At 49.8% G+C, this 12906-nt stretch carries 14 protein-coding genes; 6 read left to right on the forward strand and 8 right to left on the reverse strand.

The window, feature by feature from the left end; all coding sequences use genetic code 11:
* Positions 1–88: 88 nt before the first annotated feature.
* Together ftsH and rlmE are read right to left on the reverse strand one after the other, a co-directional pair.
* Positions 89–2032, reverse strand: coding sequence for an ATP-dependent zinc metalloprotease FtsH (ftsH, locus tag ACT3RR_RS17340; RefSeq protein ID WP_353500678.1), 1944 nt, complete (start codon positions 2030–2032; stop codon positions 89–91).
* 56 nt (positions 2033–2088) lie between these two features.
* Positions 2089–2718, reverse strand: coding sequence for a 23S rRNA (uridine(2552)-2'-O)-methyltransferase RlmE (gene rlmE, locus ACT3RR_RS17345; protein WP_034795258.1), 630 nt, complete (start codon positions 2716–2718; stop codon positions 2089–2091).
* Positions 2719–2901: 183 nt separating this feature from the next.
* On the opposite strand from rlmE, the gene yhbY reads away from it, so the two are divergent.
* Positions 2902–3198, forward strand: a complete 297-nt coding sequence (gene yhbY, locus ACT3RR_RS17350) for a ribosome assembly RNA-binding protein YhbY (RefSeq protein WP_034795256.1) — start codon at positions 2902–2904, stop codon at positions 3196–3198.
* A gap of 194 nt (positions 3199–3392) precedes the next feature.
* Here the strand turns inward: yhbY and greA are convergent, their stop codons facing one another.
* Positions 3393–3869, reverse strand: coding sequence for a transcription elongation factor GreA (gene greA, locus ACT3RR_RS17355; protein WP_353500677.1), 477 nt, complete (start codon positions 3867–3869; stop codon positions 3393–3395).
* A 282-nt stretch (positions 3870–4151) separates the two neighbouring features.
* Here greA and dacB point away from each other — a divergent pair, with 282 nt between their 5' ends.
* From dacB to pmrB, 3 genes are read left to right on the forward strand one after another with little or no spacing between them, the layout of a single operon-like run.
* Positions 4152–5585: a serine-type D-Ala-D-Ala carboxypeptidase gene (dacB, locus tag ACT3RR_RS17360; protein ID WP_396132294.1), complete on the forward strand. Its 1434-nt coding sequence runs from the start codon at positions 4152–4154 to the stop codon at positions 5583–5585.
* A 10-nt stretch (positions 5586–5595) separates the two neighbouring features.
* Entirely contained in the window at positions 5596–6258 is a 663-nt protein-coding gene (pmrA, locus tag ACT3RR_RS17365) for a two-component system response regulator PmrA (protein ID WP_353500675.1), read from the forward strand.
* Positions 6255–7322 carry a two-component system sensor histidine kinase PmrB gene (pmrB, locus tag ACT3RR_RS17370; protein ID WP_353500674.1) on the forward strand — a complete coding sequence of 356 codons (1068 nt, stop codon included), beginning with the start codon at positions 6255–6257 and terminating at the stop codon, positions 7320–7322. The genes pmrA and pmrB overlap by 4 nt, the downstream gene beginning before the upstream one ends.
* 88 nt (positions 7323–7410) lie before the next feature.
* On the opposite strand, the gene cgtA is transcribed toward pmrB, so the two are convergent.
* The 4 genes from cgtA to rplU form a co-directional block, all read right to left on the reverse strand.
* Positions 7411–8580, reverse strand: a complete 1170-nt coding sequence (gene cgtA / locus ACT3RR_RS17375) for an Obg family GTPase CgtA (RefSeq protein WP_353500673.1) — start codon at positions 8578–8580, stop codon at positions 7411–7413.
* A gap of 18 nt (positions 8581–8598) precedes the next feature.
* Positions 8599–9570 (reverse strand): DMT family transporter, encoded by a 972-nt coding sequence (locus ACT3RR_RS17380; RefSeq protein WP_353500672.1) that lies wholly within the window; start codon positions 9568–9570, stop codon positions 8599–8601.
* Positions 9571–9658: 88 nt separating this feature from the next.
* Positions 9659–9916 carry a 50S ribosomal protein L27 gene (rpmA, locus tag ACT3RR_RS17385; protein ID WP_034795241.1) on the reverse strand — a complete coding sequence of 86 codons (258 nt, stop codon included), beginning with the start codon at positions 9914–9916 and terminating at the stop codon, positions 9659–9661.
* An 18-nt stretch (positions 9917–9934) separates the two neighbouring features.
* Positions 9935–10246 carry a 50S ribosomal protein L21 gene (gene rplU / locus ACT3RR_RS17390; RefSeq protein WP_034795239.1) on the reverse strand — a complete coding sequence of 104 codons (312 nt, stop codon included), beginning with the start codon at positions 10244–10246 and terminating at the stop codon, positions 9935–9937.
* Between the two features lie 259 nt (positions 10247–10505).
* Here rplU and ispB point away from each other — a divergent pair, with 259 nt between their 5' ends.
* Positions 10506–11477 carry an octaprenyl diphosphate synthase gene (gene ispB, locus ACT3RR_RS17395; protein ID WP_353500671.1) on the forward strand — a complete coding sequence of 324 codons (972 nt, stop codon included), beginning with the start codon at positions 10506–10508 and terminating at the stop codon, positions 11475–11477.
* 64 nt (positions 11478–11541) lie between these two features.
* Here ispB and ACT3RR_RS17400 read toward each other — a convergent pair whose 3' ends face one another.
* Positions 11542–11910, reverse strand: coding sequence for a DNA-binding protein (locus ACT3RR_RS17400; protein ID WP_353500670.1), 369 nt, complete (start codon positions 11908–11910; stop codon positions 11542–11544).
* A gap of 667 nt (positions 11911–12577) precedes the next feature.
* Between ACT3RR_RS17400 and ACT3RR_RS17405 the strand changes: the two genes are divergently transcribed.
* Entirely contained in the window at positions 12578–12844 is a 267-nt protein-coding gene (locus ACT3RR_RS17405) for a helix-turn-helix domain-containing protein (RefSeq protein WP_353500669.1), read from the forward strand.
* The last annotated feature ends 62 nt before the right edge of the window (positions 12845–12906 follow it).

A 12906-nucleotide genomic window follows, 5' to 3' on the forward strand; every position in this document is an offset into this window, starting at 1 on the left:
TGTGTCGTCCGTACATTATGCATAAAAAAACCCCGGGCAAGCCCGAGGTTTTTATTCACAACGTCGACAATGGGACACAATTACCGGCTTATTTGCCGCTAAATTGTTCACACATCGTGTTGCCTGGATTCGGCGTACGCGGTTCGTCTACTGGCGTTGGTGCTTTAGGCGCGCCACCGTCATTGGAACTGTCGTTACCATTTTTCGCGCTAGACTCATCCCAGCCAGCTGGCGGGCGAACATCTTTGCGGTTCATCAGGTCATCAATTTGTGGCGCATCAATGGTTTCATATTTCATCAATGCATCTTTCATTGAATGCAGGATGTCCATGTTTTCCATCAACAGCTTACGGGCACGTTGGTAGTTGTGCTCAACCAGAGATTTCACTTCCTGATCGATGATACGGGCAGTTTCGTCAGACATGTGTTTGGCTTTCGCGACTGAGCGACCCAAGAACACTTCGCCTTCTTCTTCTGCGTACAGCAATGGACCCAATTTCTCAGAGAAGCCCCACTGGGTAACCATGTTACGCGCAATGGAGGTCGCCACTTTGATGTCGTTGGATGCACCGGTAGAGACTTTTTCTACACCGTAGATGATCTCTTCAGCAAGACGACCACCGTACAGGGTAGAGATCTGACTTTCGAGCTTCTGACGGCTGGCGCTAATCGCATCGCCTACTGGCAGGAAGAAGGTCACACCCAAAGCACGTCCACGAGGGATGATAGTGACTTTGTGTACTGGGTCATGCTCAGGAACCAGGCGACCAATGATGGCGTGGCCCGCTTCGTGATATGCCGTAGATTCTTTCTGCGCTTCGGTCATCACCATGGAGCGACGTTCCGCACCCATCATGATTTTGTCTTTGGCTTTCTCGAACTCAACCATAGAAACAACGCGTTTGTTGCCACGAGCAGAGAACAGAGCCGCTTCGTTAACCAAGTTGGCTAAGTCAGCACCAGAGAAGCCCGGCGTACCACGTGCAATCACAGATGCGTCAACATCTGGTGCCAGTGGCACACGACGCATGTGGACTTTCAGGATCTGCTCACGACCGCGAACATCTGGCAGGCCAACAACCACCTGACGGTCAAAACGACCTGGACGCAGCAACGCTGGGTCAAGTACGTCTGGACGGTTAGTTGCAGCAATAACGATAATGCCTTCGTTGCCTTCAAAGCCGTCCATTTCAACCAGCATCTGGTTCAACGTTTGTTCACGTTCGTCGTGACCACCGCCCAAACCAGCACCACGTTGGCGACCTACGGCGTCAATCTCATCGATGAAGATGATGCATGGCGCTGCTTTTTTCGCTTGTTCGAACATGTCGCGCACACGAGATGCACCCACACCCACGAACATTTCAACGAAGTCGGAACCGGAAATCGTGAAGAAAGGTACTTTTGCTTCACCCGCGATGGCTTTCGCCAGCAAGGTTTTACCGGTACCTGGGGGGCCGACCATCAATACGCCTTTTGGAATCTTACCGCCCAGTTTTTGGAAACGGCTTGGTTCGCGAAGGTAATCTACCAGTTCGCTAACCTCTTCCTTGGCTTCGTCACAACCAGCGACGTCAGCAAAAGTGGTTTTAATTTGGTCTTCCGTCAGCATGCGCGCCTTGCTCTTGCCAAAGGACATTGCCCCTTTGCCGCCGCCGCCCTGCATCTGCCGCATAAAGAATATCCAGACGCCAATCAACAACAGCATCGGGAACCATGAAATAAAGATAGAGGCCAGCAGGCTAGGTTGTTCTGGCGGTTCGCCAACAACTTTCACGTTTTTGCTCAGCAGCGTATCCAGCAATTTAGGGTCATCAACTGGGATGTAGGTCGTGTATTTGTTGCTATCTTTTTTAACAACGTCAATCTCACGTCCATTGATACGTGCTTCACGAATCTGGTCTTGGGTCAATTCGGACATGAAGGTAGAATAATCTACCCTACGGCCATTAGACTCGCTGGGCCCAAAGCTCTGAAATACAGACATCAATACAACCGCGATGACTAACCAGAGAATCAGGTTCTTCGCCATGTCACTCAAGGGATTAACCTCATATTACAACTGTGTTAACAAACAGCGTTAGGGTATTACAGTTTCCGCCCTGTCGCTACGATGTACACTTCACGCGAACGTGCACGAGAAGCGTCTGGCTTACGAATCTTCACCTTCGTAAAAAGGGAGCGAATTTCCCGTAGGTATTCATCAAAGCCATCTCCCTGGAACACCTTCACCAGGAAACCTCCACCTGGTGCCAATACATCACGACACATATCCAGCGCTAACTCAACCAGATACATCGATTTTGGAATATCGACTGCCGGAGTACCGCTCATATTCGGGGCCATATCGGACATGACCACCTGAACTTTGTTATCTCCCACTCTTTCCAACAGAGCTTTGAGAACTAATTCATCACGAAAGTCGCCCTGAAGAAAGTCGACTCCAACGATGGGATCCATAGGTAAAAGATCGCATGCGATAATGCGGCCTTTATGCCCGATTTGGGTGGCAGCAAATTGTGACCAACCACCCGGCGCAGCGCCCAAGTCAACCACGGTCATTCCTGGTTTGAACAGTTTGTCGCTTTGCTGTATCTCATCCAGTTTAAACCAGGCGCGGGAACGTAGGCCCTTTTTCTGTGCTTGTAACACATATTTATCGCTAAAGTGTTCCTGCAACCAGCGACTGGAACTTGCAGAACGCTTTTTATTAGACATTATTTATTAACCATTTAATTTTCCATTAACACTCATATAGAGCATTTGGAACAAGCTCTTAGCGTCATTACGTCGATAGCTAAAGCCACTCAAATCTTCGCGCCAAAGCAGTCCGATTTGGTGATAACCATGAGATGGCGGTAGAATGACCCGTTTTCAATCCCAACTTAAGCAAAAAAGACGATGAATCTTAACAATAAGCAAAAACAGTACCTGAAAGGTCTGGCACATCCACTCAAACCGGTTGTCATGCTAGGTAATAACGGCCTTACCGAAGGTGTGCTCGCAGAAATCGAACTGGCTCTGCAACACCACGAACTTATCAAAGTGAAAGTAGCCGCTGAAGAGCGTGAAACGAAGACCTTGATTGTTGACGCTATTGTGCGTGAAACCAAGGCGAGCAATGTGCAAGTCATCGGCAATATTCTGGTACTTTATCGCCCTTCGACTGAAGACCGCAAAATTATCTTACCGCGTTAATTGTTTAAGGTTTAACGAAAAACGCTGTAGATAAGTGGAACGGTGACACGTTATTACTTTCAATAAAAGGCCGCTCGCGGCCTTTTTACGTTAGTTTTCACTTCCCTGTGAGGTAATTCACGCGGGAAGTGAGAGTTTTGAATGGGGGCCGAGCTCGAAGAATGGCACCTTTTATTCAGGTTGGCTGAGGCGGATTAAAGATATTCGACCTTCAACACTTCATACTCAACATCGCCGCCTGGCGTGCGGATCACCACGACGTCATCTTGTTCTTTGCCAATTAAACCACGGGCAATAGGCGAGTTAACAGAAATCAGATTTTGCTTAAAATCTGCTTCATCATCACCCACGATGCGGTATTTTTGCTCTTCCTCAGTATCAAGGTTCATCACGGATACCGTGGCACCAAAAATCACGCGACCCGTTGCCGGCATTTTGGTTACGTCGATAACCTGAGCATTAGAAAGCTTGGCTTCAATCTCCTGAATACGTCCTTCACAGAAGCCCTGTTGCTCACGAGCGGCGTGATATTCAGCATTCTCTTTCAAGTCACCATGTTCACGTGCAGTGGCGATATCTGCAATGATCTTCGGGCGACGAACGCTCTTAAGATGATCAAGTTCTTCACGTAATCTTTCTGCGCCACGTAATGTCATCGGAATCGGTTTCATATATTAACTACCTCTAACTTGTCCTTTCGGTAAACACCGTCCTGATCGAATCAGGTAGAAATAAGTCAGTGCTCTTGACCGACTCTCTCTGGCTAAAAACAAAAAAAACCTAACCCGGAGTCAAAGACCCAAGTCAGGATTGGTTTTGCATTTTGATACGTATTTTAACGTAGAGTTCCCTGAGGGTCATCGTTTAGTTTCGCCCTCGTTGCACCCCACTTCGTAGCATCGTAGTATGGCGGCACGTCATTCCGCAGTTACCCAAGGCCCTTACTCAAAATAATGCGTTTTTTACAAATTGTCAGTGGATTAGCTTGCGCGTTTGTTTTGAACGCAAACGCAGCTCAGGTCGAAAATTACACCGAGTATCTGCCCGACGGTACAAACCTGGCGTTACTGGTACAGAAGATTGGAGCCACAACCCCTTCGATAGACTATCACGGGCAGCAGATGGCTTTGCCCGCCAGTACGATGAAAATTTTGACCGCTCTGGCAGCCTTGCTCCAGCTAGGCCCGGATTTCCGGTTTACGACCACATTCGAAACCAAAGGCACCGTCAGCGATGGTGTGCTGAAAGGCGATCTGGTCGCGCGTTTCGGTGGAGATCCCACCTTTAAGCGTCAGAATATTCGCAATATGGTGGCTGCATTACGCAAGCAGGGCATCAAACAAATCACTGGCGATGTGATCATCGACAGCTCAGTTTTCGCCAGCCATGACAAAGCGCCGGGCTGGCCGTGGAACGATATAACCCAGTGCTTCAGCGCGCCACCGGCGGCAGCGATTGTCGACCGAAACTGCTTCTCGGTTTCGCTCTACAGTGCGCCAAAACCTAATGATAACGCCTTCATTCGCGTCGCATCATACTATCCAGTCCACATGTTTAGCGAAGTGCGGACGCTGGCGAAAGGCTCTCCTGACGCGCAGTATTGCGAGCTGGACGTGGTGCCTGGCGAACTCAACCGTTACACGCTGACGGGCTGCCTGACCCAGCGCAGCGAACCTCTGCCTTTGGCCTTCGCCATTCAAGACGGAGCGAGCTATGCCGGTGCCATCATTAAAGATGAGCTGCAACAGGCTGAGATCCAAATCGACGGCACGCTGAAGCGCCAGACACAGCCGACGCCAGTGGGTACGGTTCTGGCCCAAACGCAGTCCGCGCCGCTGCACGATTTGCTGCACATCATGTTGAAGAAATCGGACAACATGATTGCTGATACCGTGTTCCGCACCATAGGACACCAGCGTTTTGGCGTGCCGGGCACGTGGCGTGCGGGCTCCGACGCCGTGCGTCAGATCCTTCGCCAGAAAGCCGGTATCGATTTAGGTAACTCTATTCAGGTAGATGGCTCTGGCCTGTCGCGCCACGACCTGTTGTCACCTGCGACCATGATGCAAGTGCTGCAATACATTGCTCAACACGATCAGGAGCTAAACTTCATATCAATGCTCCCTCTGGCGGGCCATGACGGTACATTGCAATATCGCGGCGGTTTGCACGAAGCGGGCGTGGATGGAAAAGTTTCTGCGAAGACCGGCTCACTGGCTGGCGTTTATAACCTCGCGGGCTTCATCACGACGGCCAGCGGCCAACGTATGGCCTTTGTGCAGTTCTTATCTGGCTATGCTGTTCCGCCGGAAGATCAGCGCACGCGTAGAGCACCGTTGGTTCGTTTTGAAAGCCGTCTCTATCGGGATGTATATCAAAATAACTGAGTTCTAAACGATGAAATTACTGATCGTTGAAGATGATGAACTCTTACGACAGGGCCTGGCATTGGCCCTCAGCGGAGAGAATTACGCTTGTGATTGCGCATCGACAGCGGCAGAGGCCCATGGCCTAATTCTGGCAAGCCAGTACAGCTTGGTGGTGTTAGACCTGGGCCTACCCGATCGCGATGGCGCCTCTCTCCTGCGCCAGTGGCGCCGGGAGCATATCTCCATCCCCGTGCTGATCCTCACCGCGCGCGATGCCCTTGAGGATCGCGTAGACGGCCTTGATGCCGGTGCAGATGATTATCTGATTAAACCTTTCGCGCTGGTCGAGCTATTGGCGCGGGTCAGAGCCTTAATCCGCCGCTATCAGGGGCAGAGCGATAATCAGGTTATCGTCGGCTACCTCAAAATTAACCTCTCCACCCAGCAAGTTTATAAAGATGGCGCTCCCGTCGAAGTGACGCCGAAAGAGTTCGCTATCCTTTCCCGGCTGATGATGCGGGCAGGCCAAACCGTGAATCGCGAACTTCTACAGCAAGATCTCTACACCTGGAATGACGATCTCGGCTCCAACACGCTGGAAGTGCATATGCACAACCTGCGCCGCAAATTAGGCAAAGAGGTTATCCGCACCATTCGCGGTAACGGCTATCGTTTAGAGGTCTCTGAATGAACAGCATGCGGCGTCGGCTGCTCGTCATGCTGGCGCTGATCTTGTTCGTCACTCAGCTCACCAGCGTATTTTGGCTTTGGCATGAGAGTCAGGAACAGATCAACCTGTTGGTCAACGACACGCTCTCTGCCAAGGTGCGCAATAGCCACGTTGAGAAAGAGATAGCCGAGGCGATTGCCTCGCTGATTGCCCCTTCCCTACTGATGATGGCCGTCACGCTGCTGCTCTCCTTCTGGGCTATAAGCTGGATCATTCGGCCACTTAACCAATTGCAGAATCGGCTGGAAACTCGCTCGGCAGACAACTTATCCCCCCTGCCGCTTAACAGTGAAATTAGCGAAATCGTCTCGGTCACTAAGGCGCTGAATCAGCTTTTTGCCCGGCTTTCCAACACCATTCAGCAAGAGCGGCTGTTTACCGCCGATGCAGCCCATGAGCTGCGCACGCCGCTGGCCGGAGTGCGTTTGCATCTCGAGCTGATGGAGCAGAAAGGTGTGGAAGGCAGCAAGACCTTGATTAGCCGCATCGATCAGCTGATGCTGACTATCGAGCAGCTACTGATGCTATCGCGGGCGGGGCAAAACTTCGCGAAGGGGCATTATGATCAGGTGGACTTGGTCGAGCACGTGGTGCTGCCGCTGCAGGAGGAGCTGGAGGAGATGCTCACCCTGCGCCAACAGTCTCTGCGCTACTCCCTGCCTGAGAAGCGGGTGATTCAGGGCGACGCCATCCTATTACGCCTGATGGTGCGCAATCTGGTGGAAAATGCCTTTAGGTATGGCCCGGAGGGTGGTGAGATAACCTTGACCCTGCTGAGTGAGAATCAGGGCGCAGTGATAAAAGTCGAAGATAACGGCCCGGGAATTGATGAACAGACAGCCAGTGAACTTACTCAGGCTTTCAAACGCGTTGACCAGCGCTACGGTGGCAGCGGGCTGGGGCTGAATATCATTGTGCGCATTGCCGCACTGCACGGCGGCAATCTGCAATTGAGCAATCGCAAAGATACCCAAGGCCTCTGCGCCCAGTGCTGGCTGCCAGAAACCTTTATCGACAAATACTAAGCCCAGCCTGAACCTCGAATTTATGCATGAAAAAAGGCCGCTCTAGAGCGGCCTTTATCGACGTGTAAATAATCACTTAAACGCAGAATTAACGTTCGTAGATAATCTCTACGCCTTCGTCATCATCTTCGTCCCAGTCATCATCCCAGTCGTCATCTTCGGCTTCGACTTCGGCCAGTTGCTCACGGTGGTAATCATCCCACATGAATTCAACTTTCTCTGGCACGGCAGCCTCAACAGCCATGTGCTTAGGATTTTCATTGATGAACTTCATCACATCCCAGCACAGCGCGTTAACGCCTTCGCGATTGGCGGCAGAGATCAGGTAGTAATCTCCTTCCCAACCCAAAGCATCGGCGATGGTTTTAGCACGAGCTTCAGCTTCTTCTTTCTCAATCAGATCAACTTTGTTGAACACCAACCAGCGCGGTTTTTCTGCCAATTTGGCATCATACTGCTGCAGTTCGTTGATGATAACTTTAGCGTTTTCAACCGGATCAGATTCATCGATTGGTGCGATATCAATAAGATGCAGCAGCACGCGGCAGCGCTCAAGGTGCTTCAGGAAGCGAATACCTAAACCTGCGCCTTCCGAAGCCCCTTCAATCAGACCTGGGATATCGGCAATCACGAAGCTCTGCTCGTTATCCATACGCACAACGCCCAAGCTTGGCACCAGCGTAGTAAATGGATAATCGGCAACTTTTGGTTTAGCGGCTGAGACAGAGCGAATGAAGGTTGATTTACCGGCGTTCGGCAGACCTAGCATGCCCACGTCAGCCAACAACATCAGTTCCAGAGAGATGTCGCGCATCTCACCCTTGGTGCCCATCGTTTTTTGGCGAGGGGAACGGTTTACGGATGATTTGAAGCGGGTGTTACCGAGGCCGTGGAAACCGCCTTTGGCAACCATCTGCTGCTGGCCGTGGCGGGTCATGTCACCCAATACTTCGCCAGTGCCCTGATCCAGAATACGCGTACCGACCGGGACTTTGATGACGATGTCTTTGCCACGTTTACCCGTACAATCGCTGCTCTGGCCATTGGTGCCGCGCTCTGCACGATAAGATTTCACAAAACGGAAATCGATCAGCGTGTTGAGGTTTTCATCTGCCAGCACATAGACGTCGCCGCCGTCGCCGCCGTCGCCGCCATCAGGGCCGCCACGGGGGATATATTTTTCACGACGGAAGCTGACACAGCCGTTACCGCCATCACCTGCCACGACCAAAATTGTGGCTTCATCTACAAACTTCATGTGTACCGTCTCCGTAAATCATTCACCCGGCTGCTTAAGAGTCGCCACCAGGGTTTGTTCTGTCCGACCAGGCCACCAACGATGGCCAATTGCGGAAAACATCGCTCCCGCCACCACCACGAATGCTCCCAAATAACCAATTAGGTTAAGCACTGGTGCAGCAAACATATTAGGCCAGGCAAGTGCTAATAAATCTGAAAATAGCAGGGTAAACAATGGCGTCAGGGTAACAAATGCACTTACTTGTGCCGCCTGCCATCTCGCCATCGCTTCCGCTAATGCGCCATATCCTACTAACGTATTCGCGCCACAAAACAATAAACAGGCAAATTGCCAACTATTGAGCTGCGAGAGCATCGCCGGACTGGCCAGCGGGAGCAATGCGATAGAACATAAAGTGTACAGCAAAAACAAGATCTGAGGTGAGGCTAGCCGCCGCAATAAGACCTTCTGCGTAACGCCGTAAATAACCCAAACCGTTGCCGCACTTATCCCCAGCAATACACCCAGGGTGTAATCCGTGAGACGTGTGAAAATTTCAATCAGGCTGGTATTAAAGAACAGCACCAAGCCGAGTATCAGCATGCCCGCCCCAATCACTTGGGTTACGCGCATCTTCTCTTTCAAGATAATGACGCTGGCGAACATCATGCCGACGGGTGATAACTGCCCGATAACCTGCGACGCCGTAGGGCTGAGGTATTGCAGAGATGACCCAAACAAGACGAAATTGCCCAATAACCCACAGGTCGCGACTAACAGTAAAATCAACCAGCGAGGACTTTTGAACATTTGCATCGGCGGCAATCTATGCCGTGACGCCAAAATACATCCCAGCACCACCGCGGCCAGAGAGAACCTAAACCAGACGACAGTGAAAGGGTCCATGACGACTAACACTTGCTTCATCGCTATAGGCAGCGAACCCCAGCACATTGCCGTGATCACCGCTAACAGAATCCCTATAGGCGCCTGCGATTTCGTGTCCATGTCCCTGCCATACTTAGGCGAACCAGAATGTAAAAAGCCCCGCAACGAATTGCGGGGCTTACATCTATTTTCTTAAGACTCGAGAAATTTATTCAGCTTCGATGCTGATAAATTTACGATTTTTCGGGCCTTTAACTTCGAACTTGACTTTACCGTCAGCCAAAGCAAACAGAGTGTGGTCTTTACCGCAACCCACGTTGTTACCAGCGTGGAATTTGGTGCCGCGCTGACGAACGATGATGCTGCCTGCCAGTACTGCTTCGCCGCCAAAGCGTTTTACGCCAAGACGTTTAGCTTCTGAATCGCGACCGTTGCGTGTGGAGCCGCCAGCCTTTTTGTGTGCCATTGTTCCGCTCTCCTAAACTTAAGCGCTAATGCCGGTGATTTTAACATCAGTGAACCACTGACGGTGGCCCTGTTGCTTACGGTAATGCTTACGACGACGGAATTTAACGATCTTAATTTTGTCGCCACGACCGTGAGCAATAACTTCAGCCTTGATCAAACCGCCAGAAACTAATGGCAGACCGATATTGATTTCTTCACCGTTAGCAATCATCAAAACTTGGTCGAACTCAACTGTTTCACCAGTTGCGATGTCCAATTTCTCAAGGCGAATAGTCTGCCCTTCGCTAACACGGTGTTGTTTACCACCACTTTGGAAAACCGCGTACATATAAAACTCCGCTTTCCGCGCACTCAACTTTGTATAGTCCAGAGGGCGCTATAAATATTCACAATAGGGCGCGAATTCTACGCAAAAAATCAGCATATGACAAGAGCACTTTCACGACAAAAGAAGAAAAAAAGCGCAGTTCACTAGATGGCATTTATCTCCATTGTTTTTCAAGTACAATCCCCTTTACAGTTAGCGCCATGTGCCAATGTGAGCCAGATCTCATTGCGGTGAAGAGTAACGCAGCCGAAAAAACACAATGAACCTAGAACAGATTATCGATCTCACCGAGCAGGACATGGCTGCGGTCAACGCAACCATTCTGGAACAGCTGAATTCTGATGTATCACTGATCAATCAGTTGGGCTATTACATTATTAGTGGCGGTGGTAAACGCATTCGCCCAATGATCGCCGTACTCACCGCGCGCGCGTTGGGCTATGAAGGCGACAAGCATGTGACCATCGCCGCCCTTATCGAGTTTATCCATACCGCGACGTTGCTGCATGACGACGTGGTTGATGAATCTGATATGCGCCGTGGAAAAGCGACAGCCAATGCGGCCTTTGGCAATGCCGCCAGCGTGCTGGTTGGCGACTTTATCTATACCCGCGCTTTCCAGATGATGACGGATTTAGAGTCAATGCCGGTGCTGGCGCTGATGGCGAAAGCCGTCAACGTGATTGCCGAAGGTGAAGTTTTACAGCTGATGAACTGCAACGATCCTGACATTACGGAAGAGATCTATATGCAGGTTATCTACAGCAAAACGGCCCGCCTGTTCGAAGCGGCATCCCAGTCATCGGCCATGCTGGCCGGCGGCAACGACGAGCAAATTCAGGGTCTGCAAGACTATGGCCGCTATCTGGGCACGGCCTTCCAGTTGATCGACGACTTGCTGGATTATGATGCGAATGGCGAGACGCTGGGTAAAAACACCGGCGATGACCTGAACGAAGGCAAACCCACCCTGCCTCTGCTTCACGCCATGAAGCACGGCGATGCCGAGCAATCAACCATGATCCGTGGTGCTATTGAGCAAGGAAACGGCCGCCATCTGCTGGAGCCGGTTCTGGCAGCGATGCACCAGTGGGGTTCTCTGGACTACACTCGCGCTCGCGCTGAAGAAGAAGCTGATAAGGCGATTCGCGCATTGCAGGTCTTGCCAGAATCGCCTTACCGCACGGCGCTGGAAGGCTTGGCGCATATTGCGGTAAGAAGAGATTTCTAATTCACGACTCTTAAAACGGCTGTACCGCGATTCGGCTGCGGTACAGTTGTCATTTCACATGGCTTCAGACATCAGGCGTATCGGGCTTAGCGCTCAATCGATTTAACACCTCTGACATCCCTTCCCGCACAATGAATTTGATAATTAAATCCCGCTCATCTTCTTTTAACTGTTTGTAGCTCTCAATCCAAATCGCCAAAGGATCTTGATGGGCAGTGTAAACATATTCAGCGGACTGCTCTTTCATTTCCAGGCTATTCATCGCTTTAATCGGTAAGGTGCCAATGTGATATTCAACGGCGCGTCCCTGAACACCCCAACGACGGCGTTTTAACCATGCCTGACGCCGTGCCATACTGTGAATGCCCTGAGTTGAATTTGGCAGACCGTCGAAACCAATTAATTCCCTCGCTGAAAACCACTCTTTTTTCATAACGTTCCTTTTCATATTGTGCATTTGCACAAAAGAATGCTGTTATAACGCGCTGAGACCATGAAAATGTCCATAAATGGCCTGTTCTGCTTTCCGTTTAGCTTTAGATTTAATAAAAGCAGATAACTTATAGCACTACTTAATAGAAGTAATAAAGCTGATTAACTCATTTCAATAAGTAACAAAAGAAGCCCAGATATCGATTAATCTTTTTTATGAAAGTTAATAAATACACAATCAGTGTTTTTTGGAAAGTATTAAACAGTTAGTCAACAAACCAAACAGAATCATTAAACCCATATTTTTCATAGAGATAAAAACAAAAGTGATGAGCGAAAATCTTTTACAACCCTCACTCACTTGCCACCAAAGACCTCACGGCTGTCGATAATTAGTCAGACATCTTATTCATATATTTAAACTAGCAAAAAAAGTCATTCATTTATCCTCCTAATAAATAGGCGATTTTGATTAACTTGCGCCATTAATTTAGAACAATTTGTATTACTCATTTGCGTTAGCAAGAATAAAGAGATATTTTCCCAAAAATGAAAAGCTTTTCAGAAACCAAGAACATCCATTTTTAAAGCTCATATTCTGGATCTTGATACCAAAAATCATATCAATATTACGACGATCAACTTGCCGATAATAAAAGGGAATACGTATGAAAGGACATAAAGAAAATTGGCATCAGGCAGACATTATTGCTGCATTACGCAAGAAAGGCACCACTCTGGCGGCAGTATCACGAGAGGCCGGTTTGAGTTCATCAACCCTAGCAAATGCATTATCGCGGCCGTGGCCTAAAGGAGAGCGTATTATTGCTGATGCAATAGGTATCCACCCTTCCCTCATTTGGCCGAACAGATATTTTGATCCTACGACCTCTAAAAGAATTGAGCGAAAAATCCGTTCCCCAAATAAAGCCTGAGGTTCTTGCAAACAACGCATAAAAAAACCGCCGGGGAGACCGGCGGTTGATTTGGCACTGCT

This window comes from Ewingella sp. AOP8-B2-18 (genome assembly GCF_052376015.1).
GTDB lineage: Bacteria > Pseudomonadota > Gammaproteobacteria > Enterobacterales > Enterobacteriaceae > Ewingella > Ewingella allii.